Raw genomic sequence first — 24,432 nt, forward strand, 5'->3', positions numbered from 1 at the left:
TTTATTAGAATTTAGAGTTTAAAAAATATCCTGATACACGGCTCTCAATCGAATTATTGTCAGACTGCCTGTTGCTTAGCAACCAGCCGTCTAAGTCTTCACGCATATAAAAGACTTTCCTAACGGGTTGATGGGAGGCAATTTTTTTATTTTTTCTTAATTTTCTCAGCGTAGGAATGCTGATATTAAGATATATGGCTGCTTCTTCCGTAGTCAGTACGTTTTTGGCTTGAAGAAGACTAAACAATTCCTCCTTTTCTGAGGTGCTTAGGTTTTTTAATGATTTTTTCATAAAACTGATGTTAAAATTTTATGAAATAAAAATATTGACACCTACCTTGGGCGAAAATAGAAATTCCCAAGGTCTAACCTTGGGAACATCGTATTGATAATCAAGCTATTATTTTTGACTATAATATTTTATTCATTATTTCTTCTATTTTTTTTGAGTTTTTGTACTTTTTATTTTTGAATGAATTAAAGGCTTCATTAAAAGATTTACTGATATTTTCAGATATGTCTTTGTTTTCAAAGGTAAAGCAAGTTCCTATAATTTTACTTATTATAGCTTTATTTTCATCTGTATAATCAGGACTTACCACATATTCAATCAATGTTAATAATGCCTGTTTATTCATACCATGATTACGTTCGAGCTTCCAGTTAATCTTCTGATGGCGGTAAATTCCATATCTTATTTCTGTTTGGGTAAACACTTTTTTGAAATCATTGTAGTTAATTTCAGAGATACAATTTTCATCTACGAGCAATTTGTGCAATTTGAGCAGTTTTAAGTCATCAAAATATTCTGCTGTTTTAAAAGTTTTGTTTTCTTCGGACTTATACAGCTTTTTATCTTTAGTACTGCTATTGTCATAATTTTCTAAAAACAGATAATACTTTGCATAATGCTGATAAAAAGCTAATTCAATCGCCAATGCCCAAAGGTTTTCGATTCTCTCGAGCTGTTCTATATTCAAAGATGATAAGTTATTATGATACTTAAGATAGTGAAGATAATCACTAAAATTAACCGTTAATGAGCAGTCCTTTGCAATCTGATTGCATTTTTGTGTGATAGATTCTTTTTCTATTTTCACATCTTTTTTATCTTTTAGGAATTGTTCTTTTAAATCATAATAAGAAAGAATCTTTGCTCCATACAACTCGTTATTTTTAATATATTCTCCGCTGATATATTCTATTAGGAATTGTAGATATAAATTCTTTTGCAGCTCATTCTTAGGGAGAATACTGGCTACAATGGTTAAAGGTTTTTCTTTGCTTTTAATTTTGAATTTGAAGCGGTATTCTGCATCAAAAGGTGATGCTCCACTCTCATTCCATATTGCTAATTTTTCTTCGTAGTGAATATCTGGACTATATGATTTCCAAGCCATTGTTTTTAGTGTTGCAACGGATAGTTTGGGAAAGCCTTTTTGCAGTTCTTTGTAACGATGTTCATTTTGGGTAAAATACAAAATGGCTTCTTTCTCTGTTTTTTCATAATACTCCCGATAGTATTCAAGAGAAAAGAAGCTTTCCGGATCAAAATAATCGGCTTCAAATTCGGGGTGATCTTCTTTGAAGTTGGGCATTTTATAATAATTTTGTGGTATAATATTGATGTAATATACCACAAATTTACAGGTTTACAGGAATAATTCAAATATACAATTCAGGCATTTTACTTACTGCATTTATTTTCTTTTTATCGATAACTTTTGCATAAATCTCGGTAGTTTTCAAATGACGATGTCCTAATAATTTACTTACGGTATAAATATCTGTATCCATTGTGAGTTGTAATGTCGCAAAACTGTGTCTTGCGCTGTGGAATGTAATATGTTTATCGATTCCTGCTTCTTCTACCCATTTATGAAGCTTTTTGTTTTGGTAAGCGCTATAATTCAGGTTTTCAAAGATGTTTTCCTTCGGATTTTTGGCTCGGAGTGTTTCAGGAGTAACTTCTACTATTTTTACAGCTTGTTCTGCTATTGGAAGATGTTCAGCTCCTTTTGTTTTCTTTTGGGTGTATTTCAAGATCCAGCCGTTTTCTGTATCATAAGAGAGATTTTTCCACGTCAGGTTTTTGATGTCTGAAAATCGTAATCCTGTTAAAGCACTGAATAAGAAAGCATCTTTCATTATAGGATAATAGCACTCTGTTTTAGCAAGTTTCTGCAATTCATCTAAAGTAAGATATTGTCTATTGGTTTCTTTTTCTTTGATTCCTTTTACTCCGACTACAGGATTTTCTTTTATCATTTTGGATTGATACGCTTCTTTCAGAGCAGTCTTTACTTTATTAAAGTAGGATAATGCTGTATTTTGTGCGAGTTTGTTTCCGTTTTGGGTGGAAACTTTCTGATTCAAAAGATAATCTTTAAAAGATTCCAAGAACAAATCATCTACGGTATCAATATTAATATCTTTATTCTTACAGAATTTTTGCAAATGTTTATAGGCACTGTTCCAGTTTCCGTGTGTTCCGCTTACTTCAAAACGTTTGTCTACCAATGTTTTAAAATATTGTAGAAATCCTATTTTTCCTTTGGCACTGCTCACAAATCCGTGTTTACGGCTCTGTATATCCAAAATCCTTTTGGCTTTTATCGCTTCGGCAAGACTTGATGTTTCTTTGTTGTGGAGTTTTTCAGTTTCGTTTTTTGGCTTATCATAAAGATACAGTTGTAGGAATTCATAGTGTCTGGTTTTTCTGTCGGTATCATGATACAGTAAAAACAAACTGTTCATTTTTGGTTTTCCTTTTTCGGCATTCTTTTTTGATAATTGCCCGCCTCGTTTCATCAGGTAGATTTTCATAATTTTTCTCTTTTTTGTTACGAATTATGATACAACATTCAGCTGAATATTCTATACAGACAACGCAAACCTCCTGTTTTACACCTTTTCTTTGGTTTTATTTTGTAAAAGTTACTTTTGGGTAGGGAAACTCGCTGCTTTTTATGCTCTGTTTCTTCCTGATACTTCGGATTTATTTTTTTATTTTTCTTCAAAGGAAAATCTAATTTCTTTTTTTGAGTTTTAAATGGATGGTGGTCGATTTTCGATTTCTTAATTTCTCAATCTCTTAATTTTTTAATCTTTCAATCATTTAATCTTTTAATTTAAACACAGTAGTCGATTCAAATTTCGGTTTTAACTTCAATTTGGATATTCTACACCAAAATGTTTTTGAAAATTGGTCTACTAAAAGGAAAATGAGTTGGATGTTTTTTTTCTCTTTTACGAATGTAAGATCATTCAAAAGAAGAAATAATTCTCTTTAAATCATCTAAAGATCATCTTCTACAAATTTTTACTATTGGAGATTATTCGAACATCTTATTTCTGAGATTTGATCCCTCTTTATTATAATTTTTGGTCTACTTCTTTTATTTAATGTTCTATAAAATATCAGCTCAAAGCACCATTTGAGTTTATATTTTCTCCTCTGTGGTAGTCATTTTGCCATATTGCCCGTTTTGCCCTGCTCGTTCTTTTATTTTCTTCTTCTTTTCTCTATTTTTCTTTTATATAGGGTATTTTACACTTTGATAACCTTATTTTTAGAACTATTTTTTATTTTTATTTGCGTATTAATTTTAATTGTATATATTTTATTAATAATTATTATAATATTAATATTTTAAAGCAATTTATTGTATAATTAATAATATTAATTGCTTTAATTAAATAATTATTAATTATTAACAATGAATAATTGATTAATCCATCTAAACATTAATTTGCATAGAAGGCAATATGAGCAATATAGCCAAATACGTTTTACGACTACGGAGAGAGGACATTCAAAAGAGGACAAAATACCGATTATCAAATAAAAAGGGATTTATTACTGATTATAGGGTAGTTTTTAAAGGGATATTTCTGAAAAAGGACAAATTTCCTGAATAAAACTCAGGTTTTTCATAGGAAGATGGATTTTTAGTAGTCATTTTTTAGGGAGCGTGGTAGTATTTTTTTTTGAAAGAATTGTTTAAAATCTCTGTTAAAGGAAACAAAAAAAGAAAAATTACCTTTGAAAACAGCTTTAAACAAAGGGAAAAAAGAAGAATTATCTCTGATGATTTCAAAAATAAATCGCGAAAACTTTAAACAAAGAAAGTACAGCATTTTAAATTTTGAAGACAATAAAATATTCAATCTCCAATTTAAAATCGCTGTAACTTAAAATAAATGATATTCTACAAAGAATTAAATGAATTCTTCCAATTGCGATTTTGGAATAATATGTTTTTTACCAAGACGTAGCGTTTTAATTTTGTCCTCTTTAATAAGTTTCCTTACAGTAGAATCACACATATTTAAGAGAACACAAACCTCCGATATACTGAGGTAAGATTTTGCTTTTAACTGTTCTATATCAAAGGTAGTAGTAGTCTTTTTGAGTTTACTAACTTTTGAATCAGTACTAAATTCTTCTTTGGATTGACGAACTTTTTCCTCTTTGGCTTTCTTCTTATAATCCCGTTGATTGCAGGTGTGAGAACAATATTTTGTAGTAAATGTTTTGGCTACGAATGTTTGGTTACAATAGCTACAAATGCGATTAATCCTGATGTTACTGCTCATTTGATACTTTCCGATTTTTTTATGTTAGATAATTTCACTCAGTATTTGGCAGTATTTGCCATTATTTAGCAGTATTTACCACTGATAATTTCTCCGAGTGTCATAAAATTCAAAAAAGTAGTACGATTTTACAACGCAGTATCACGATTAGTAACAAAAATAATGTCAATTAATGGTATAAAATGTCATTAAATGTCACTCAACATTTTCATAAAACATTGATTAAACGCAGTATTCATAGGGGTTTACAGAGATAGGCTATTTGCCGATACAAAACTTAGAAAAAATATTCCCTAGTACTTCATCATTGGTAACCTCTCCGGAAATTTCTCCAAGATGTTCTAAAGCATTTCTCAGTTCATAGGCCAGTAATTCCGTAGAGATTTGGAAAGAAATAGCTTCTTTCACTTTGTCAACAGCATCCAAAGACTTTCTTAGGGCTTCAAAGTGACGTTGATTGGTGATTACAACATTATTTTCCTCAGTTTTTAAATGCTCTACATACGATGAAAGCTCATTTTTCAGATCCTGGATGTTTTGATTTTCAACCGCAGAAATTTTAATGAAATCAAACTCGTGAGAAATGGCATTTCTGAAAATATTTTCTACCGTTTCGTATTTTGTTGGAATAACTTCATCAATTTTTGTGGCGCAGATAATCAGTTTCAGATCTTCTCTCAAAAGTGACTGAATCATTTCAATATCCTCCGAAAAATCCTCCGTAGCAGCGTCTGCCAGATATACAAGAATATTAGCGTTTTCTACCTTTTCTTTAGCTTTTTTTACTCCGATGGCTTCAATTTCATCAACCGTTTCACGAAGTCCTGCAGTGTCAATCAATCGGAAGGCGTGACCTTTAATATGAAGAACTTCCTCAATCGTATCTCTCGTTGTTCCTGCAATATTGCTCACAATCGCTCTTTCCTCTTTCAGAAGAGAATTCAGTAGCGTAGACTTTCCGGCATTCGGTTTTCCGATGATGGCAACGGCAGTTCCGTTTTTAATGGCATTTCCGTATTGGAAACTCTCAATCAAAGAATTTAATTTTAGTTCAATTTTATCCAATAATCCACTCAGAGCAGTTCTGTCTGCAAACTCTACATCTTCTTCAGCAAAATCCAGTTCCAGTTCGATCAGAGAAACAAAATTTAGAAGATCAGTTCTTAATAGAGATATCTCATTGGTGATTCCCCCTTTCAGTTGATTGATGGCTACTTTTCTTGAAGCTTCATTTTCAGAAGCAATCACATCAGCAATCGCCTCTGCCTGAGAAAGGTCAATTCTTCCGTTGATAAAAGCACGAAGTGTAAATTCTCCTGCTTTAGCCATTCTTGCACCATTTTTAATCAGGGTTTCAAGAATACGTTTTCCGATATGTGGAGAGCCGTGAAAAGCAATCTCCACAGAATTTTCAGTGGTGAAACTTTTCGGAGCAAGGAAGATAGAAAGCATAACTTCATCAATAGCTTCTTCCTCATCCATAAAATAACCGTAATGAATGGTGTGGGATTTTTGTTTTTCCAGTTTTTTTGCCGGAAAACTTTTCTGAACTACAGATAAAGCCTCATTTCCTGAAACTCGGATGATGCCTAAAGCACCTATTCCATTGGCAGTAGCCAGTGCACATATCGTATCGTTATTCATGCTGCAAATTTACGTTTTTTAATATGAATTTTCGCTGAGGTCTGCCATTCAGATTATCTATTGCTTTATTCAGTAGGAAAATAGTGAAAAGCAGATCATGGTACAATTTGCTGCCGTTTTGATTATTCCGTATTGAGAATAAGAATCCTGTATGTAAAGACACAATATTTTTTTTATTAAACGATAACCTAAATTATATTGAAAAAATAATATTTCAGCCTTAAAAATTCTCTTCAATGCTGATCATTTTTAAAGAGTACAATAGGTTGAAGTGTAATATTTATAAATTTTTTAACCGTGTAGAAAAACACATGCTCTGATGACGTAATTGACTAATTATTAAAAAATTAAACACGTGTTTGGTATGTTAATTGTTTAATAGTCGGTCGATGATGTTGAAAATTTAAATATTTTTCATTAAAACGGTGATAATTCGTTAAAATATTATAAATACATATGAATAGATTATTATTTTTAAATATTAATAAAAAAATCATTTTTTTATTAATGCTTGTTTTTGGCATTGTGACGTATTCGCAGTGTATTCCTTATACCGGACAGGCAATCACAAGCGGAAATACCTATTGCCTCAACGGAAACCTTAGTGTAAGCACCAATATCAGTATTCCGAACGGAGCAACTCTTATCATACAATCCGGACAATTGCAATCCAATAGTATTCAGGTAGATGGAGTGTTGGAAATTGGTGATGGAGCAAGTGTTAAGTTGACAGGAACAGTGAAAGTAGGAACTTTCGGATCTCAGAAGAATTCAAAAATCAAATTAGGAGCGAAATCTTTTCTGTCCCTTGTAGGATCAGTGATTCAGGAAGATCCTTCTTTTGGGGGCTTTTATCCCGGAACAACCTCGGTTATTGAAATGGGAACAAGCAGTGTGGTAGAAATTTGTGGAACATTTACCCAGCAGTCTACAACCTATCCTTCTGTTGAATATGTAGGTATTCCTACCGGAAGAGCGTATTGTATTGCAAAAGCAGACGTAAGTGGGGGAGGTGGAGCTTCCATCATCAGTGATGACAGCCAGATCGTAGCTATTGTGATGGGATCCGTAACAGGATTAGGAATGGGAAATTCCAGTTTTTGTGGACCGAATGCAACAAAAGCAATGTGTCCTTCTCTTTGGCCTGAAGGATTGTCTGAAGATAAATCTAGTTGTGGAAATGCACCCCTGATTATTGATGAGATCGATGGATTTTGTACAAAACCCGGAATTTCAGGGACTCCTGACGGATATACCAAATTCGGAATTACCGTACAGCAGAAACGTGATTCCTGGCCGGAAAATATACCTAATGGATTCTTAACGTTGGAATCAAAAAATAAAGGCTTTGTTATTACCAGAGTTCAGCATGTAAGCCAGACTCCACAGCCTGGAGATGCCATCGCAGAGCCAAAAGAAGGAATGCTTCTGTACGATATTCAGGATAAATGTGTAAAGCTTTATAATGGTACTGAATGGAAATGTGTGCAAAGAAGCTGTAATGATTAATCTAACCGATAAATAATATGAAAAATATAAGAAATATAAGTATAGCAGTGGCTTTGGTGATTTTTAACTCATTTTTTGCTCAGGTAGCCATTGGAAAGCAATCGATAGATGGAAGAAGTACAGTGCTGGATTTTGAAAACGGAGCCGGAAATACAAAAGGTTTAATTCTTCCCGCCACATCCGGATTTCCTACAGGATCTTTAGTGAACGGAACATTCATTTTTGATGTGACAGATAGCAAAGTAAAAATGTATGAAAATGATGCCTGGAAATCCTTATCAGATACCGGAAACTCAAGTGTGATTCTGGTCAACAATTCTGCAGAAACAGGCAAAGGAGTAATTATGGGGGAAGCAACCAGTGCAGCCGATGGTGTATTAGTTCTGGAATCCCCGAATAAAGCAATGATTCTTCCCAAAGTAGCAACACCGCATCTTAACGTAAAAAATCCTTATCCAGGTATGATCTGCTATGATACAACCAGCAAGACACTGGCGGTATTTGATGGCTCAGTCTGGAATTACTGGAAATAAATAACAACAGAATAATTTAGAAAATTCTGGTTTAAAATGAAAAAGCGGATGTATATTTTATATAGCTGCTTTTTTAGCTTAAACAATCTGCGCACTTTCCTTGATGCTGTTCATCACAAAAATACTCTTCGTCTGTCCAATCCCCTGAATTTCTGATAATTTATTCACAAAAAACTCATGGAATTCATCCATATTGGGAGCGAGAATCTTCAGCATAAAATCAAAATCCCCACTGATATTGTAAAACTCCACTACTTCCTTCAGTTTACCAACTTCCTCAATGAATTTTCCAGCTGTTTTCTTATTGTGAACATTTAAGGCAATCATACAGATTACCATCATTCCTTTATTGACTTTTTTACGGTCTACCACAGCCGTATACTCTTTAATGATTCCCTGTTTTTCCATACGTTTGATACGTTCATGAGTAGGAGTGGGACTTAAGTTGATTCTTGCCGAAATATCACGGACACTCATCTTCGCATCTTTCTGAAGCAAACGGAGGATAGACAAGTCTTTTTCATCTGGAATATAATTTTCAGTTGCCATTTTGTTCTGTTTTTATAGTTTTTTTAAGATGTATCAGGTATTTTGTTCTTTTAAATATTTAATATTTTCAATATCGTTCCAAATTTAAGGTTAAATTTTCATATATGTTCTGTTAATTTTAATTTTGCAGGAAATTTGGAACATGGATACAAGGAAGAATTTAATATTAATTTTAGCATCGGTAGGAACATTTGTGGAGGCGTTGGATATTGCCATTATTAATTTAACAATTCCTTCTATTCAGCAGCAGTTTCAAATTGGAGCGGAAACTGTTCAGTGGTTACAGACATTGTATGTACTGTTCTTTGGAGGATTTCTTATCATTGGAGGAAAACTTTCAGACCAGATTGGAAGAAAGAAAATGTTTTTATGGGGAGCCCTGATTTTTATGCTGACTTCGTTAGGAGCAGGATTATCCCAGAATTTTGAAGTATTGGCAATATTCCGTGCTTTGCAGGGGTTGGGAGCCGCATTGGTAATGCCAGCAGCACTATCCATTGTGACCAATACTTTCAGAGGAGAGCAGGAGAGAAATCGTGCCATCGGAATTTTCAGCTCATTTGCGGCTATTGGTTCTGGAAGCGGTCTTTCAGTAGGCGGAATTATCAGTACTTATTTAAGCTGGCATTGGGTTTTCCTGATCAATGTTCCTATTCTTTTAATTACGCTTATACTGTCTTACTATTACCTGCCTGTAGATGAAAAAAACGAAACTGAGCAGAAAACAGATTTGGTTTCAGGGGTATTAATGGTGTTAGGATTACTAAGTTTAACTTACGGAACCCACGAATTGGTTCATATTAAAGACCAGCCTTTCTTGGTAATAGGTTCTCTGGTGTTGGCTTTAGTGCTGCTTGTTATGGTTTATTACCGTTTAAAATCCGTTGCTGAGCCTTTGGTGGATTTACAATTGTTTAAACATAAATCCCTGGTAGTTTCCAATGCCGTATTCTTTACTTTGGGAGCATTTTTTATTGGATTTTTATTTCTTATTTCACTGATGCTTCAAAAAGATATGGGACACAGTGCTGCTTCTGCAGGGTTAATGTTGGTTCCGTTCAGTATCCTGTCTGCTTTAACGGCTAAATTCATTCTGCCACAAATATCAAAACGTCTGAATTCTTCTCAAATGGGTATTTTAGGATGGTCATTTATGCTGGCTGGAGGATTGTTACTGTTGATTTCCGTTTATACAGGGCATCCGCTAATAATAGTTTTACTGGGAGCAGCATGTATTTCCGGAGTAGGAATGACGTTTTGTTTTACCGCGCTTTCAGTCATGGGAATTCAGGATGTTGAGCCTGCACATTACGGATTAGCATCAAGTTTGAGCTCTACAAGTTACTTTCTGGGAGCGGGAATCGGGCTGTCTTTCATGACGTTAATGAGCCAGGTTTTTCCGTCAGAACTATCAGTAGGAAGCCTGAATCTGATTATTTTAATCGGTTACGCTCTATTAGCCCTCGGAATGTTATTCTATTTTATAGTAAAAAGCTTAAAAGTAAAGGAGGCGGAAGTTGCTGTTTCATAATAAGCGGTCTAAAAATATACAAACTATATGACGAAAGAATCGGTGGTTGGGTGCCGGTTCTTTTTTTGTCTTCTTGTCATTCTATTTTCCCTTTATTACCTTTGTCTTTTTACGATACATCATGAAAATATAGGTCATCAGCGATCTTCATCGGGAATTTGGAAGTACGGAATTATGTTTTGATCATGCGGATATTGTAGTATTGGCAGGTGATGTCAACCTGGGAACTAAAGGAATTGAATGGATTAAAGAGGCAATACCCGATAAACCTGTAATCTATATTTTGGGAAATCATGAATACTACAAAGGTTCATACCCGAAAACACTCAATAAAATTAAGGAAGCATCGCTGGATACCAACGTTCATATGCTGGAGAATACATTTATAGATATTGATGGAATTCGTTTTCATGGGGCTACCTTATGGACAGATTTTTCAATTTTCGGAAATCCTGTTCAATACGGAATGCTTTGTCAGCCTAAAATGAATGACTATAAGATGATCCGTCGGGATCCTTCCTATTCAAAAATGAGAACTTTGGATACCTTCAAAATCCATCAGCTTTCAAAACAATGGTTAAAAGAAAGCCTTGAAGATTCGAAAGTGCTTAGAAATATAGTCGTTACCCATCATGCACCCAGTATACAATCTGTTCCCGAACATTACAAAGAAGATCCGCTAACAGCTGCCTATGCTTCTGATCTGGAAGATTTAATTACAGAATACCAACCGTTATACTGGATTCACGGGCATATTCATACGCTGTGCAGATATAAGATCGGAGAAACAGAGGTGATTTGTAATCCTCATGGATATATCGATGAAAAATATAACGGCTACGATAAGGAATTGCTGATTGTTGTTTAGGAAACCATAAAAAGTGAAATTCAATTATCTGCCTTTCTCGGCTACCTTTACTTCTTGGCTCTTTTTTCTTTTTACACTACCTTCGTATTTAATTTTTCTCCAATGCCTAAAAAATCCCAGCCTAAACCTGATTTTGTTTCGCAGCTAGCTTTTGACGAAGTTCTTCAGCAGGTTGAGTTTGATCTTAGAGTCAAGGAATTTGTTGTGATGGAAATTGATAAGGTTAATTATATCATACAGCCGAACATTCCTTACCGTTCAGATTATTTCTGCATTTTTATGGTACAGAAAGGAGCAGTCACATTCAGATTGGATGACAAGAGTTATGAAGTTTCCAAGGGTGATATTGTTTTTTGTCCGATGTTAGAAACTTTTTGGGTGGATGAAATTTCTAAAGATTACAATGCTAAATATATTTTCTTTTCATTGAATTTTATTTCTGATGCAGGATTTAATTATAAATCAAACAATGTTCTGAAAAGCCTTTCGTCAGATCCTACCCACATCATCAGAAATGAACCGGATGTATACAGAAAAATAAATTTCCATCTCGATGAATTGAAGGTTTTGAACGATAAGGAAAAAGAGAATTATTATTTCAATGAAATGATCTGGCATCACTTTTCGCTGGTGATCTACGAAATTGATAATTATTTTAAGAAAATAGAAAAACCTCACGTTGTAACCAACAGAGAAGATGAGCTGACGACCAGTTTCTTTAAGCTGGTTCAGGATCATTTTAAAGAAGAACATAATGTTCAGTTCTATGCAGATAAACTTTTTATCAGCCGCAAATACCTTACGAAAGTGATCAATAAAACAGTCTTTAAATCCCCGAGAGATATTATACATCAGGTTTTGGCTGTAGAAGCCAGATTACTGCTAAGAAATCCCAACCTGAATATTGGTGAAGTAGCATCAAAATTGAAGTTTTCAGATCAGGCGTCTTTCAGTAAGTTTTTTAAAAAACACGTAGGGAGATCTCCCCTGGAATATAGAAAAGATGATTTGTATTGATAATCAGTAATTTATAAATTTAAGACGTCTTTTTGCTAAATTTCAACTATTATTTTGATTTAAAATACTGAATATTATCATTTATGTTGTCTATGAATGATATTTCTCATATTTTTAAAAATAAGGAGTCTTTTTGACAAAACAAGGAGTTTTTCGAATAATCCTATTAAATTTTTTTCGTTCGAATTTTGTGCGGAAATTTTAAAGGACTATTGTTATGCAAAGATTTTTTATTCAAAAATCAACTCTACTTTTCCTCTCGCTGATCGTATTGGCGGGGTGCAGGAAAAATAATCAAAACCAAGGCTATCAGCAGCAGGCGCCGGAATTACCCGTGGCAAAAGTGATACAGGGAGACGCTTCTGTTTCCAGAGAATATGCAGCATCTATCGAGGGAGTTTCCAATGTGGAAATCAGACCTCAGGTAACAGGATATTTAAGCAAAATTTTTGTGGATGAAGGTGATTTTGTGAGAGCAGGTCAGCCATTATTCAAAATTGAAGATCAGGTCTTCCGTGAACAGCTTAAAAGTGCTCAGGCATCTTTAATTACCGCTCAGGCGAACCTTTCAACTTCTAAAATTGATCTGGACAGAAAAAAAGAACTATTTAGAAGCAAAATGGTTTCCGAAATTCAGGTAAAAGAGGCAGAAGCTGCTTATAATGCGGCACGTGGAGCGGTAAGCCAGTCTACTTCAACCATTGAGTCTGCAAAAATCAATCTTAATTTCTCTACCATTAAAGCTCCGGTGAGCGGATTTATCGGAAGATTCAATTATCGTCTCGGAAGCTTAATGACGCCGGGTAATCAGGATCCGATTACTCTTTTATCAGACATTCATCAGGTGTATACGTACTTCAGTCTGAGCGAAAATGATTTTAATAATTTCCAGAAACAATACACAGGAAGCAGTATTGGTGAGGTGATCAAAAATACACCGGCAGTTTCATTATTACTTTCAGGAGGTGAAAAATATACGGAAACAGGAAAGATTGATGCCGTAGAAGGTCAGTTTAATAAAACAACCGGATCTATTACGCTAAGAGCAAAATTCAACAATCCCAACAATCTTTTGAGAAGTGGAAACACGGGTAAAATTGTACTGGATCAGTTCTACAGCAATGTTGTTTTGCTCCCGATTGCTTCTACCAGAACCATTCAGGATAAAGTCTTTGTGTTCACGATTCAGGGCGGGAAGGCAGCAATGCTTCCGGTTGAAGTAAACGGAAAAGCCGGAGACAATTTTATTGTAGCCAAAGGACTGAAGGCTGGAGATGAGTATATCACCAGCGGTTTTGACCGTCTACAGCCGGGAACTCCTGTCGTGGCACAAAAGAAAAATGCTCAACAGAAAAAATCCTAAGAAGAAATCATGCTAAAGAAAATTATAAAAAGACCCGTACTGGCAACGGTTATCTCCGTATTGCTTGTTATTCTCGGGATTGTCGGGATGGTAAGCCTTCCGATTACCAAATTTCCGGACATTGCGCCCCCTACCGTCATGGTAACAGCTGCTTATCCGGGAGCCAACGCTGAAACCATTGCAAGATCCGTAGCACCACCATTGGAAAACGCCATTAATGGAGTGGAAAATATGGACTATATTACGTCTACGGCCAGTAATGATGGTACATTGAGTATTACTGTTATTTTCAAATTGGGAACTGATCCCGATCAGGCCGCTATTAACGTTCAGAACAGGGTAGCACAGGTGACCAACCAACTTCCTGCAGAGGTAATTCAGGCAGGAATTACGACGGTGAAAAGACAGAACAGTATGATTGCCATGGTCTCTCTGACCAGTAAAGACGGAACCATGAGCGATCTTTTCCTTGAAAACTATGCAAAAATCAATATCGTTCCCGAACTGAAAAGGGTAAAAGGAGTAGGAGATGCCATGGTATACGGAAATAAAGATTATTCTATGCGTATCTGGCTGGATCCCAATAAACTGACATCTTACAATCTTACGCCATCCGATGTTTCCCGTGCTATTCAGACCCAAAACCTTGAAGCAGCACCCGGAAGATTAGGAGAAAGAAGTAAAGAGGTCATGGAATATGTTCTTCGCTACAAAGGAAAATTTACAGAGCCTGAACAATATGAAAACATTACGATTAAAGCATTGAACGATGGTTCTGTTTTAAAGTTAAAAGATATTGCCAAAGTAGAATTCGGAGCGTACAGTTATACGGTTTCTTCCAATTACAATAAAAAAGCATCTGTAACGATGGCGATCTTCCAGATGGCAGGATCCAATGCCAATGAAGTACAGATTGCCCTTCAGGAAAGAATGAAAGAACTGGAAAAATCCTTTCCTGCAGGAATGGATTATGAAATTCCTTATGCGACAAAAGACGCGCTGGATCAATCCATAGAACAGGTTATTCATACCCTGATAGAAGCATTTATTCTGGTTTTCATTGTGGTGTATATCTTCCTTCAGGATTTCCGTTCAACATTGATTCCAGCCATTGCAGTTCCGGTATCTATTGTGGGAACATTCTTCTTTATGAAGGTTTTCGGATTCTCTATTAATATTCTGACATTGTTTGCATTGGTGTTGGCGATTGGTATTGTGGTTGATGATGCGATCGTTGTCGTAGAGGCGGTTCATGCTAAGATGGAACATAAAAAACTTAATCCAAGAGCAGCTACCATGTCGGCCATGAGTGAGATCACAGGAGCTATTGTTTCGATTACATTGATCATGTCAGCGGTATTCGTTCCGGTGGCTTTTATGAGTGGTTCCACAGGATTATTCTATCAGCAGTTTGCATTGACACTGGCGATTGCCATTGTAATTTCAGCAATTAACGCATTGACATTAAGTCCGGCTTTATGTGCTTTATTCTTAAAACAACATCATCCGGGAACTCATGAAAAAATGAATTTCAAAGACCGGTTCTTTGCAGGATTCAATGCGAGCTTCAATAAACTGACTTTCCGTTATGGAAAAGCTGTATTGTTCCTTTTAAAAAGAAAATGGGTGGCTTTGATTATTATTGTGGCTTTCGGTGGACTGTTTGCATGGATGTCTATGACAACACCTAAAGGATTTATTCCGGATGAAGACCAAAGTTTCATTATCGTAACCGCTAATCTTGCTCCTGGAGCATCAAAGGACAGAACATCAAAAGTAGTTTCCGATACGGAAGATCTTTTAATGAAAAATCCGGCAGTAGACAAAGTGATTTCAGTAGACGGACTAAACTTATTCAGTGGTTCCATGTCATCTTCGGCAGCTTCTATTTTTGTTAAATTAAAAAAAAGAGGCGAGAGAGGTGCTGTTAATAATATCAATGACATCATCGGACAAACTCAGGGAATGCTTTCTCAGGATAAAAGAGCTAATTTCCTTGTGATCAATACCCCAACGGTAGACGGTTTCGGTAATACCAGCGGGATGGAACTGGTGCTTCAAGACCGTACCAACGGAGAACTTCAGAATTTAGGAAATATCTCCTACGGAATGATGGGAGCTTTGATGCAGAGACCGGAAGTTGCGGTAGCATTTACTACGTTTGATGTTACCTATCCACAGTTTGAAGTGCTTGTGGATGAAGTAAAATCTGCTCAGTTGGGAGTAAATGTTTCTGATGTGTTAGGAGTAATGCAGGGATATTATGGAAGTATTCAGGCTTCTGATTTTAACCGATTCGGGAAATATTACAGAGTACTGGTACAATCTACGCCGGAAACAAGACAGGATAAAGAATCTCTGAATGGAATTTTTGTGAAAAATAATCTGGGTCAGATGGTTCCTGTCAATACTTTGGTAAGCCTGAAACAAGTAACAGGAGCAGAAGTAGTGGATCGTTTTAACTTATTTAATTCTTCTAATTTAACGGTAATGGCGGCTCCGGGATACAGTACCGGGCAGGCTATGGCGGCCATTGATGAGGTGAGCAAGCAGGTACTTCCTCCGGGATATACTTACGATTATAAAGGAATGAGCCGTGAAGAAGCAGGTTCGAGCTCGCAATCTGTCATGATTTTCGGATTATGTATCGTGTTTGTGTTCTTCCTTTTATCAGCGCAGTATGAAAGTTATATTCTTCCATTAGCGGTATTGATCGCGATTCCGGTAGGTTTGTCAGGAGTGTTTGTGGGAATTACATTCGCAGAATTATCCAATAATATTTATGTACAGATTGCTTTGGTGATGCTGATCGGATTGTTGGCGAAGAACGGTATTCTTATCGTGGAATTTGCCATCCAAAGACGTAGAGCAGGGAAGAGTCTTATTGCTTCCGCTGTAGAAGGGGCAAAAGCACGTTTGCGTCCTATTTTGATGACCTCTCTGGCATTTATTACCGGATTACTGCCATTGATCTTTGTGGTAGGACCTTCAGCAATGGGTAACCATTCTATCGGGTATGCGGCCATTTCAGGGATGCTTTTCGGAACGATCTTAGGAATTTTTGTGGTTCCGGTTCTTTTTGTGGTATTCCAGGCTTTGCATGAGAGAATCAACGGAAAGGTAGTTACAGATGCGGATTGGGAATATTAATTCAAATGATTTTAAAAATGAAAATTAAAAATATAGCATATATCGCATTCATTTCAGGAACGGCAATCTCCTGTAAAGTTCAGAAATATGAACAGCCTGAAATAAAAATGCCTGAAGCTTTCAGAAGTGACAGCATTGTTGCGGGACAAGAGGAGAATATTGCTAAGATCAGTTATAAAGACTTTTTCAAAGATCCGGTTCTTGTAGGCTTGATAGATAAAGCGATGGTGCAGAATAATGATCTTCAGGTAGCTTTAAAGCAGATAGAATTTGCGTCATTGGCCTATACTCAAAGCAAATGGGCTAATATTCCGACAATCAGTGCTTCTGCCAATGCTAATATCAACCGTCCTTCAGACAACAGTATGAACGGGATGATGGCCGGACAGTTCATGGGAAAAAGGTATATGGAAGATTATACAACTTCGCTTAGTTTTTCATGGGAAGCCGATATGTGGGGTAAGATCAGAGGAAGAAAAGAACAGGCATTAGCAGAATATCTGAAAACACAGGAAGCCGCAAAGGCGGTAAAAACACAAGTGGTGTCTGCTGTAGTGCAGGGATATTATAACCTGCTGATGCTGGATACGCAGCTGGAGATTACAAAATCTAATCTGGCATATGCTGATAATACATTGAAGTTTCTGACGAAACAGCAGGAATTGGGATTAACAACAGCTTTGGCTGTACAGCAGCAGGAAATTGTGAAAGATCAGATCTTGAAATCAATTCCTGCGATTGAAAGCTCTGTGACAACCCAGGAAAATGCTTTGAGCCTGTTGACCGGTTCAATGCCCGGGAAAATTGAAAGAAGTGCAAGCCTGAACAATGTACAGTCTCCGGATCATCTGGCGGCAGGAGTTCCTTCAGAATTATTAAGCTACAGACCGGATATTAAAACGGCCGAACTTGAGGTAAGAAAGAGTGCTGCAGCAATTCATGTTGCCAAAATGAGTATGTATCCTTCATTGAATATTACAGCGCAGGGCGGTGTAAATGCTTTTCAGATCAGTAAATGGTTCAGCGTTCCGGGATCACTTTTCGGAATGGTGGCAGGAGCTGTTGCCCAGCCAATTTTGAATGGGAAACAGTTGAAAACACAGTATGAGCAGTCTAAAGTAGTGGCTGATCAGGCGGAACTCAACTTTAAACAATCTGTTTTAAAAGCGGTAGCCGAAGTTTCAGATGCACTGATACAGATCCAGAAACTGGAAGAACAGCAGAAAATTGCAGAAGGGCTGGTCTTGAAATCAGGTGAAGCGGTGAAGAAAGCTGATCTGTTATTTAAATATAATTCAGCGACTTATGTAGAAGTGATCATTGCGCAATCTAATAAACTTCAGGCAGAATTGGAACTGGCGTCTCTGAAAACCCAGAGACTGAATGCTATAACAACGCTTTACCGTTCTGTAGGTGGCGGGTGGCAATAAAGTAAAATTGAATCTGCTTCGTCTGTAATGATGAAGCAGGTTTTTAATCCATATCATTATGAAGACAAATATACAGGAGGGGATCATTTTAATTCCGGATTTCAGCGGATTTACCGAATTTGTGTTCAATACAAAATTGTATACAGGTGAGTATATTGTAAGACAGTTACTGTCTACACTGATTGATGTGAACGATCAGTATTTTGAAATTTCAGAGATTGAGGGTGATGCCATTTTATTTTACCGTTATGATGAAAATCCGTCTTACCAGAGTATTTCAAAAATGCTGTGGAAGATGAGAAGTGCCTTCAACAGGAAAATTGAAGAGCTGAGTAAGAGCTTGAGTACCAATATTGATCTGGCTCTCAAGTTTATTGTTCATTACGGCTCTTTTTCACAGTATAATATTGGAAACTTCAGAAAGTTATATGGGAAAACCATTGTGGAAGCCCATCAACTTTTGAAAAACGGACTGGCAGAACAGCCTTCTTACGCCCTTTTCAGTAATTCTTTTCTGGAAAACAGCAAAAATCAGGAGTCTGATTTTAATAAGGATCCACGTCGTCTGCCTGAAGTGGGGGTTATCCATTATTTTGAAAATTTAAACTAGCATATATTTTTTAATAGTATTCCTTGTAAATTTGCTATTGCTAGCGGCCCGGGTGAGATCCGGGCTTTTTTATTGATAAGAATTTTGAAACTTGAATCATGAATAACCTATTTTCACAATAAAAGATTCACGCATTCATGACAAATTGTAAAGTTTTTTTAATAAAATTTAATTTACAGATAAAATATATTTTTAAGAATATTTATTATGGATGTGATTTTTATTACGCTGATTTATTGAAATTTTTTCACTGTTTTTAAATTTATGGTTGGGTTTGTAATTTATATCTTATTGGGAGTTAAGTATTTATTTTATTTTTTTTTACTTTTTGATGTAACAAACTTGTGAAGATAATGGTCTTATAGAAAAACTATAATTTCACATGAAAGTAATATTATTTCCAATAGCAATACTAGCAGGTTCATTTGCAATGGCTCAGCAGGCTCAGACCCCGGCCGTAAAGGATACTGTAAAAGGAAATACAAAAGAAATAGAAGCGGTTACTCTGGTTGCCAGAAAACCGACCGTAGAATCTAAGGTAGACAGAACTGTATTTAATGTAGCTAACAGTGCAATTCTGGCAGGAAATACAACATGGGATGTTCTTAGAATGACCCCTTTGGTAAGCATAGACAATAATGATGATGTAAAAGCTGAAGGACAGATGGTTACGGTATATATCAATGATAGGAAATCTGTTTTTACAGGAAAGGAATTAAAAGAATACCTTAAAACCATTCCTGCTGATAACCTGATGAAGATTGAAGTGATTACCAGCCCTTCATCAAGATATGAAACTTCAGGTTCCGTGATCAATATTGTTCTGAAAAAGAGAGATGATGAAGGATTGAAAGGAAGCATCTCCCTGAACAACAGACAAAGTACCAAGAATTCACAATACACAAATTTTAACCTGAATTACCATAAGAAAAAGTTTACCCAAACCTTTATAGGAAGTTACAACAGCGGAAATTATGTGCAGAAAACACAGACCTGGGATAACCGGTTTGAGGGCAATAAGCTCACCCAGTTCAATCTTGAAAACCTAATGAGAAATGAAAGCCCTTCTCTTTCCTCTACTTCAGAATTTGAAATCAATGATAAAAATAATTTCGGATTTGTGCTGGAATATTCACAGAACAGAAATTTACTTTCAGCAGAATCTGATGGGATGACGACAAAAGACGGAGATCCTGGTGAATCTTTTCGCCAGAGCCAGAATAACTGGGGATTCAGCCGAAATTTAGGAACTAATGCCTTCTACAAATACTATGATAAAGAAAAGAACAGGATTTTAGATGTTAATTTGGGAACCAATTATTCAGGCGATAACAATGATAATTTGATTGACAAACAAATTAATAAGCAGGGGGTGATTACCAACCAGCAGCTGGGAGTTATCAGTAGCAACCAAATGCGTAATTATTATCTGAAAATTGATTATACCCATCCTTTTGGTAAAACAGGAGGTACCATGGAAGTAGGAGGGAAAACTGAATTGAACAACCATGTTATTCCTAATAGGCTCTATGGATTCAGTATTGATAATGGTACACCGGAATACGCCAATCTATCCAAGAATGACAGATTCCATTATGAAGATCATTTAAGCTCTTTATATGCTAATTACAGCAAAACATTTTTCGGAAAACTGGAAACCAGAGTCGGAATCCGATATGAATATATTGATTATAAAGTAACACAGGATGTGGCAGGTACAGAGAGAAGAGATTCTTATGGAACTTTTCTTCCCAATCTATTGCTGAAGTATAGTTTTTCAGAGAAGTTTGATTTAAGTCTTACCTATAACCGAAGCATCTGGAGACCTTGGTATTCTGAGTTTAACCCTTTCGTGATGCCTGAAATTAACGGAACCTATTCCAGAGGAAACCTTAATCTGAACCCCAATCCTAATGACAGGCTTTATCTGAAATTCGGAATTCTGAAAAAGTATTTTATTTCTGCAAGGTATATGCATACCAATCAGGATTACTGGACGACTTATGTAACGGAAAATGGGAGAACAGTTTCGTTACCAGGGAACTTTGATGGAAAAGTTGAAAAATATTACCTTTTTGCCAATACCAATCAGAACTTCCTGAAAAATAAGCTGAACGTCAATGCAGGATTTGGATGGTACTATATTAATAATAAAGATTTTAATGAAAAAAACAAGTTAGGAGCTAAAGATTACATCAGCTATTGGGGAGCTTCTGCGAATGTTTCTTATACCAATCTGTTCAATAAAAACATTAACCTGAGTGCGTGGGTGGAACTTGCCAATCAAAACAACGGAAATTCATACGCGAACAATACCAATGTTTTCCACAATATTTCAGTCACTAAAATATTCCCAAAAACCCAAATGGAGCTGAGTATGCAGCTAATGAATATTTTTAAAAGACCTTATGGAGATAACACAACTTATAGCCAGGATGGGACTTTCAGAGAATATTCAAAATGGGACTGGTACGGAGTTTCTCTTACGTTTGTGAAGCGTTTCGGAAACCAGAAGGTAAAAGAAAATACCAAAACCGATGTAGAGAAAAACGGCGGTGGCGGAAAATAATCCAAAATTTGTCAGATAAAAATAAAAGCAGGTTTCAATTTGGAATCTGCTTTTTATTTACCTAAAATATTTATGCTATAGCAGAAAATCTACACTGAAGTTTTTGAACCATTAAGAAAATAGTAAGCTGTTAAGAATATTAAGAGAATATCTGGAGATATTTATAAAGTACTGGGCTTCATTCAAATTTATTTGAATCTTAACTTTTCTTCATCACTTAAAACTCCTTAATGGTTTAAAAAGCTTTTGGAGATTGAATATTTGAGCAGATCTAAAATTTAGAATTTTATTTTTAACGCAAAGTTTTAATCTGAGATACTTTTGAATGCAAGGGAGCAAAGATGGAATCAATAGAATTGATTCTTTCTAAGCATTCGTATTATCAATTAGCTTCATCAGCGACTTTATCGCCTTTCTTTGCTTCCTGAGATAATAGATCAAATTAAATAATCTTTGCGTTTAAAAAAACTTTATCCCACAAAATTAACAGGTCTAAAAATATCGTAATTCGCGGTATAAATACAAAAACAGATTCCAATTGGAATCTGTTTGCATTCTATCAAATAATTATTAAATAGAGTTTATACTCTTAACTCTCAGTTTATTTAAGTGTAAATTTCACTTTTGTTTTAATGGCATCCGAAGAATTTCCAATCAGTGCTTCAAAATCTCCCGGTTCAGCTACCCAGTCGTGTTTTTGAGCATCAAAGAAACTTAAAGCTGTTTTATCAATGGTGAAAGTAACTTCTTTCTGTTCTCCAGGATTCAGATATACTTTTTCAAAACCTTTCAGTTCTTTTGCGGGACGTGGAACTGATGATTTTAAATCACTGATGTAAAGCTGTGCAACTTCTGCACCTGCCTTTTTACCCGTATTTTTCACAGTTACTGTAAACGTAATTTTACCATCTTGTGAAATGGTGGTCTGATCTGCTTTTGCTTTTCCGAATTCAAAAGTTGTATAGCTCAGTCCATGACCGAAACTGAACAGAGGTTTTATATTTTTAGTATCATGCCAGCGGTAACCTACAAAAACACCTTCGTTGTAAGTAATGTTGATAGGATTTTTCTGATCTTTACCTTTTCCTGCTGCCAATTCATCTTTCTGTCCCGGATATTCTCCAAGTTGATGTGCTGAGTTGTCTTCAAGTTTTACAGGAAATGTAAACGGAAGTTTTCCTGACGGATTTGCATCACCTGCCAGAATAGAGGCGATAGAATTTCCAGCTTCAGAACCCAGATACCACGACTGTAAAACGGTGGGAACTTCTTTAATCCACGGCATAGCTACAGCATTTCCGGAAACCAAAACAACAGCAAGATTTTTATTCGCTTTTGCCAGAGCAGAGATTACATGATCCTGATTATAAGGAAGGCCGTAGCTTTTTCTGTCGTTTCCTTCACTGTCCTGGAAGTCGGCTTTATTCAGACCTCCAACGAAAATCACATAATCTGATTTTTTTGCCAATTCTACAGCTTCATTCAGTAATTCGGCTTCAGAACGGGTATCTTTTAAATCCTGTCCGGATTTTACCCCATTATATTCACCTCCGATATCTCCTACATAACCCCTCGCATATTGTACGTCGGCCTGTTTTCCAAACCTGGATTTGATTCCGTCCAGAGGTAGAGCTTCGTATTTCACTTTTAATGATGAAGAACCTCCACCCACAGTCATTATTTTAATGGCATTTTCTCCAATAACCGCTATTTTTTTAGCTTTATTAAGGTCAATAGGAAGAATGTTACCCTGATTTTTTAATAAAACGATTCCTTCTTCACCAATTTCTTTTGCAACCGCTTTATGCTCTTCAGAAGCAATATTTCCGAAAGGTTTGTTACGGTTCATCGTAGTTTTATAGGCAAGACGAAGCAATCTTGTTACCTTGTCATCAAGTTCTGCAGTGCCTACTTTTCCTGCTTTAATCAGGTCAAGATAAGGCTTTGCCAGATAGTAGTTGTCATAGGCATTTTTAGTTCCGGCAGAAAGCCCGTTGGTCCAAGATCCGAATTCCAGATCAAGACCGTTGTGAATCGCCTGTTCCGTGTTGTTTACAGCACCCCAGTCGGAGACTACAACGCCTTTATAATTCCATTCTTTCTTTAAAATATCATTTAACAGATATTGATTCTGGCTGGCGTACTGACCTTTGTACATATCGTAAGCACCCATGATTGTCCATGAATCACCTTCTGTCACCGCTGCTTTGAAAGGGGGAAGATAAATTTCATAAAGGGCTCTGTCATCTACATTTACATTGCTCGTATGACGGAACATCTCCTGATTGTTCAGAGCATAATGTTTCACAGAAGTTGCTACTCCATTAGACTGCACCCCTTTAATATAAGGAACCACCATTTTTGAAGTCAGATAAGGATCTTCACCCATGTATTCAAAATTTCTTCCGTTCAGCGGAGTTCTGTAAATATTCACTCCAGGTCCCAGAAGAATATCTTTTTTTCTGTAGCGGGCTTCTTCACCCAAAGCTTTACCATAATTCCATGACATTTTTTTATTCCATGTTGCGGATAAAGCAGTCACGGCAGGGTAGGCGATGATAGAGTCGTTGGTCCATCCGGCCTGATCCCATTCGTCCCACATTACTTCCGGACGTACCCCGTGAGGACCGTCGGTGGTCCAGAATTCCGGAATTCCCAATCTTGGAACGCCTGGTGAACTGAATTTTGACTGTGCATGAAGCATTGCCACTTTCTCTTCCAGAGTCATTCTTGATAATGCATCCTGAATACGCTGTTCTACAGGTTTGGATTCATCTAAATAAACGGGAAGGGTATTATTAGTCTGAGCCATATAAGAAGCAGAAATAAAGGTGAATAAACTTATAATGACGGTTTTCTTTAACATGATGCCTTTCTATTTGATTAAAAACAAAAGTAAAGAAAATTTTTATTATCTCAAATTGAGAAAATAAATTTTAATGAATAAAAAAACTGTCCACATATTTGCAGACAGCTCATTGTTGAATATTTTTATTTGTAAAGAATGAAAAAGTGAAGAGAAGCATAGAAGGTAAAAAAACTACCCTTACATACTCTCAA

17 protein-coding genes are annotated in these 24,432 nt (G+C 36.0%); 10 read left to right on the plus strand and 7 right to left on the minus strand.

The features are described 5' to 3' along the window. Nucleotides 1-4 precede the first annotated feature (4 nt). The 5 genes from CQ046_RS20180 to mnmE form a co-directional block, all read right to left on the minus strand. Nucleotides 5-292: a helix-turn-helix domain-containing protein gene (locus CQ046_RS20180; RefSeq protein WP_105703988.1), complete on the minus strand. Its 288-nt coding sequence runs from the start codon at nucleotides 290-292 to the stop codon at nucleotides 5-7. 118 nt (nucleotides 293-410) lie between these two features. Continuing rightward, nucleotides 411-1,598 carry a hypothetical protein gene (locus CQ046_RS20185; RefSeq protein WP_105703989.1) on the minus strand — a complete coding sequence of 396 codons (1,188 nt, stop codon included), beginning with the start codon at nucleotides 1,596-1,598 and terminating at the stop codon, nucleotides 411-413. Nucleotides 1,599-1,665: 67 nt separating this feature from the next. Then, a complete protein-coding gene (locus CQ046_RS20190; protein ID WP_105703990.1) occupies nucleotides 1,666-2,826 on the minus strand; it encodes a tyrosine-type recombinase/integrase in 1,161 nt (386 codons plus the stop codon). Nucleotides 2,827-4,221: 1,395 nt separating this feature from the next. Continuing rightward, a complete protein-coding gene (locus tag CQ046_RS20195; RefSeq protein ID WP_105703991.1) occupies nucleotides 4,222-4,599 on the minus strand; it encodes a helix-turn-helix domain-containing protein in 378 nt (125 codons plus the stop codon). 258 nt (nucleotides 4,600-4,857) lie between these two features. Beyond that, nucleotides 4,858-6,243: a tRNA uridine-5-carboxymethylaminomethyl(34) synthesis GTPase MnmE gene (gene mnmE, locus CQ046_RS20200; protein ID WP_105703992.1), complete on the minus strand. Its 1,386-nt coding sequence runs from the start codon at nucleotides 6,241-6,243 to the stop codon at nucleotides 4,858-4,860. A 507-nt stretch (nucleotides 6,244-6,750) separates the two neighbouring features. Here mnmE and CQ046_RS20205 point away from each other — a divergent pair. Both CQ046_RS20205 and CQ046_RS20210 read left to right on the plus strand, forming a co-directional pair. Continuing rightward, on the plus strand, nucleotides 6,751-7,752 hold the full coding sequence (locus CQ046_RS20205) for a hypothetical protein (RefSeq protein WP_105703993.1): 1,002 nt from the start codon (nucleotides 6,751-6,753) through the stop codon (nucleotides 7,750-7,752). Between the two features lie 17 nt (nucleotides 7,753-7,769). Continuing rightward, complete coding sequence (locus CQ046_RS20210; RefSeq protein WP_105703994.1) at nucleotides 7,770-8,285, plus strand: hypothetical protein; 516 nt, start codon at nucleotides 7,770-7,772, stop codon at nucleotides 8,283-8,285. A 78-nt stretch (nucleotides 8,286-8,363) separates the two neighbouring features. Here the strand turns inward: CQ046_RS20210 and CQ046_RS20215 are convergent, their stop codons facing one another. After that, nucleotides 8,364-8,834 (minus strand): Lrp/AsnC family transcriptional regulator, encoded by a 471-nt coding sequence (locus CQ046_RS20215; RefSeq protein ID WP_105703995.1) that lies wholly within the window; start codon nucleotides 8,832-8,834, stop codon nucleotides 8,364-8,366. Nucleotides 8,835-8,976: 142 nt separating this feature from the next. Between CQ046_RS20215 and CQ046_RS20220 the strand changes: the two genes are divergently transcribed. The 8 genes from CQ046_RS20220 to CQ046_RS20255 all read left to right on the plus strand — a co-directional run bounded on the left by CQ046_RS20220 (nucleotide 8,977) and on the right by CQ046_RS20255 (nucleotide 21,372). Continuing rightward, complete coding sequence (locus tag CQ046_RS20220; protein ID WP_105703996.1) at nucleotides 8,977-10,365, plus strand: MFS transporter; 1,389 nt, start codon at nucleotides 8,977-8,979, stop codon at nucleotides 10,363-10,365. 136 nt (nucleotides 10,366-10,501) lie between these two features. Then, entirely contained in the window at nucleotides 10,502-11,233 is a 732-nt protein-coding gene (locus CQ046_RS20225; protein ID WP_105703997.1) for a metallophosphoesterase, read from the plus strand. Between the two features lie 102 nt (nucleotides 11,234-11,335). Further along, nucleotides 11,336-12,250, plus strand: coding sequence for a helix-turn-helix domain-containing protein (locus CQ046_RS20230; RefSeq protein WP_105703998.1), 915 nt, complete (start codon nucleotides 11,336-11,338; stop codon nucleotides 12,248-12,250). A gap of 217 nt (nucleotides 12,251-12,467) precedes the next feature. Beyond that, nucleotides 12,468-13,613, plus strand: a complete 1,146-nt coding sequence (locus CQ046_RS20235; protein WP_105703999.1) for an efflux RND transporter periplasmic adaptor subunit — start codon at nucleotides 12,468-12,470, stop codon at nucleotides 13,611-13,613. 9 nt (nucleotides 13,614-13,622) lie between these two features. Then, entirely contained in the window at nucleotides 13,623-16,763 is a 3,141-nt protein-coding gene (locus tag CQ046_RS20240; RefSeq protein ID WP_105704000.1) for an efflux RND transporter permease subunit, read from the plus strand. A 17-nt stretch (nucleotides 16,764-16,780) separates the two neighbouring features. Beyond that, nucleotides 16,781-18,193 (plus strand): efflux transporter outer membrane subunit, encoded by a 1,413-nt coding sequence (locus CQ046_RS20245; protein WP_228407005.1) that lies wholly within the window; start codon nucleotides 16,781-16,783, stop codon nucleotides 18,191-18,193. A 58-nt stretch (nucleotides 18,194-18,251) separates the two neighbouring features. Further along, nucleotides 18,252-18,803 carry a DUF2652 domain-containing protein gene (locus tag CQ046_RS20250; RefSeq protein WP_105704002.1) on the plus strand — a complete coding sequence of 184 codons (552 nt, stop codon included), beginning with the start codon at nucleotides 18,252-18,254 and terminating at the stop codon, nucleotides 18,801-18,803. A gap of 382 nt (nucleotides 18,804-19,185) precedes the next feature. Further along, a complete protein-coding gene (locus tag CQ046_RS20255) occupies nucleotides 19,186-21,372 on the plus strand; it encodes a TonB-dependent receptor domain-containing protein (RefSeq protein WP_105704003.1) in 2,187 nt (728 codons plus the stop codon). Between the two features lie 601 nt (nucleotides 21,373-21,973). On the opposite strand, the gene CQ046_RS20260 is transcribed toward CQ046_RS20255, so the two are convergent. Continuing rightward, nucleotides 21,974-24,184 (minus strand): glycoside hydrolase family 3 C-terminal domain-containing protein, encoded by a 2,211-nt coding sequence (locus CQ046_RS20260; RefSeq protein ID WP_410493695.1) that lies wholly within the window; start codon nucleotides 24,182-24,184, stop codon nucleotides 21,974-21,976. Between the last annotated feature and the right edge of the window lie 248 nt (nucleotides 24,185-24,432).

Source organism: Chryseobacterium sp. MYb7, assembly GCF_002979455.1.
In the GTDB taxonomy this organism is placed as follows: Bacteria; Bacteroidota; Bacteroidia; order Flavobacteriales; family Weeksellaceae; genus Chryseobacterium.